The organism is Rhizobacter sp. P2_H2 (assembly GCF_056403375.1).
In genome coordinates this window covers 1-2303 of sequence record NZ_JBFUFP010000888.1, presented here as the reverse complement: position 1 = coordinate 2303, position 2303 = coordinate 1, and the positions used below count along the sequence as shown (strand labels likewise).

Annotated in this window: 3 protein-coding genes; all 3 read left to right on the top strand. The window is 68.8% G+C overall.

Annotation, left to right across the window (positions count from 1 at the left end; all coding sequences use genetic code 11):
* Positions 1 to 208, top strand: a 208-nt coding sequence (locus AC1D15_RS27805) for a chitosanase (RefSeq protein ID WP_477828547.1), incomplete at its 5' end; no start/stop codon positions are given.
* A gap of 70 nt (positions 209 to 278) precedes the next feature.
* Complete coding sequence (locus AC1D15_RS27800; protein ID WP_477828546.1) at positions 279 to 1163, top strand: alpha/beta hydrolase; 885 nt, start codon at positions 279 to 281, stop codon at positions 1161 to 1163.
* Positions 1164 to 1243: 80 nt separating this feature from the next.
* On the top strand, positions 1244 to 2303 hold a 1060-nt coding region (locus AC1D15_RS27795), incomplete at its 3' end, for a hypothetical protein (protein WP_477828545.1).

Here is a 2303-nt window from a genome sequence, read left to right as displayed (position 1 = left end):
GGCCAGGACTCCCGCGCAGGGTGGCGACGAGACAACCTACCTGAACGCCTTCCTCGATGCCCGCGTGGCCGCGATGAAGACCGAGGAGGCCCACAGCGACACGACGCGCGTCGACACCGCGCAGCGCGTATGGCTGAAGGCCGGCAACTTCGACCTGAACACGCCGCTGAACTGGAAGGTCTACGGCGACAGCTTCAGCATCAAGTAGCACCTGGAACAATGCCTGAAAAGCCGAGCGGCGCCGTCGCCTGCCGGCGGCGTGGCAACATCGTTGCCCGATGCGCCCGTTGTCTTTCCGCCGCTGGTACCGCCCGGCCGCCCTCGTGGCTGGCCTGGCCCTGCTGCTCGGCCTGCAGCTCGGCTGCGCGACGCTCGACGAGCGCCAGCGCGCCTGGATCTTCCAGCCCGGCGACCGCGTCTGGTACGGCGGGGCGTCGGCCGCCCAGGGCATGGACGACGCCTGGATCGACTACCGCTCCAGCGCCGCCGAATCGCGCGGCCAGGCGGTCCGCCTGCATGGCCTGTGGCTGCCGCAGGACGATGCCGCGGCGCCGGTCCTGCTCTACCTGCACGGCGCCCGCTTCGACGTGCGCACCAGCGCATTGCGGATGCGGCGCATGCATGAACTGGGTTTCTCGGTGCTCGCGATCGACTACCGCGGCTTCGGCCGCAGCAGCCCCGGCCTGCCGTCGCAGGAGCTGGCCGCCGAGGATGCCCATGCCGCCTGGGACTGGCTGGCGCGGCAACGTCCGCAGRCGCGCCGCTTCATCTTCGGCCACTCGCTGGGCGGCGCGATCGCGGTGCAGCTCGCCGCCGAGGTGCACGACGAGGCGGGCCTGATCGTCGAGGGCAGCTTCACGTCGATCCCCGACGTGGTGTCGACCTTCCGCTGGGGCTGGCTGCCGGTCGGGCCACTGATCACGCAGCGCTTCGACGCCGCCTCGCGCATCGCCGAGGTCGGCTCGCCGGTGCTGGTGGTGCACGGCAGCGACGACACGCTGATCCGGCCGGCGCTCGGCCGCGCGCTGTTCGAGCGGGCGCGCGAGCCGAAGCGCTTCCTGCTGGTCGACGGGGCCTCGCACCACAGCACCAACGACCTGGGACAGCCGCAGTACCGCGAGGCGGTGGCCGAGCTGTTCGGCATCGGCAGGCCGCCGCACTGACGGGACACCTGTCTGGAACCCCGGCAGGGTGGATGTGCCACTCACCGGCATGTCCACTTGGCGTCGTCGCCCCGCCCACCATGAAACGCGTGCGCTCTGCCTCCGACCCGCGGCCCCAGGGGTTTGCCGACAGAAGCCTGCCCCTCGAAAAGGAACTGGTACGACGCGGCGCGATCGACAGGCATCTGCAGACCCATCAAGCCATCGTGGACCTGAGCGGCCACCAGCCTTCCGCGACCTTTGTTCAGACCTGGAAAGGCCCCGGCTGCATCGAGCTCCTCCAGGAATGCAACAGCCAGGACTGGGTGGCCAATTTCGGGCACATCGCCACGCTGTTCGGCATGACCGCGCTGACTGACGAGATCACAGGCCCCAGCCCCGAGCTGATCGCTCACCTGCTCGTCTACTGCCCGCAGATCGTCGACATGACGCTCGATGGATTCTTCGCCGATCGCGAACAGATTCCCGAGCTGAAAGCGGCGTTGTCGAACACGAGCCACCTGCGCAGCTTCCACTTCGCACCGGAGGACGTGGACCCCGGCATCGGCCTGTGCATCGTGCGCGGACTGCGCTCACACCATCACCTGACATCGTGGCGCCACTGGACCGACGACGACCCGGGCGCCATCGTCCCCGCGTTGGCGCGGACCCTGTCCGGCATGCAGAACCTGCAATGCCTGGATCTGTGCATCGACGAGTCATGGAACGCCGACCACTTCGAACGGATCGCGTGCCAGCTCGTGCACATGCCGGCCCTGCAGGACCTCAGGCTCTCGCTGGCGGCGGGCTGCCTCCATCTTTCGAGCTTCTTCCAGGCAGCAGCGGTAGCAGGCGGAGCCTTGCCTCTGGCAAGCCTGAGGCTGGACATCGCCCGCACAACCGCCGCCACGACCCGCAACACCGCGGCCGCGTTGATCCAGGCGATCGCCTCGTTGCCGAGGTTGATGTCACTGTGCGTGTCCTACCACGTGTTCCTGGCGATGGACCCGCAGGAACTGAGCCGTGCCATCAGACGGAATGGCGCCTTCGACACCCTCACGTTCCTGGACGCCCACGGCAGGAATCGCCTGGCCGAGATCCCCGACGACCTGGCCGCCGCACTGCGCGCCAACCGCAACCGCTTCGACCTCGCACCAGTCG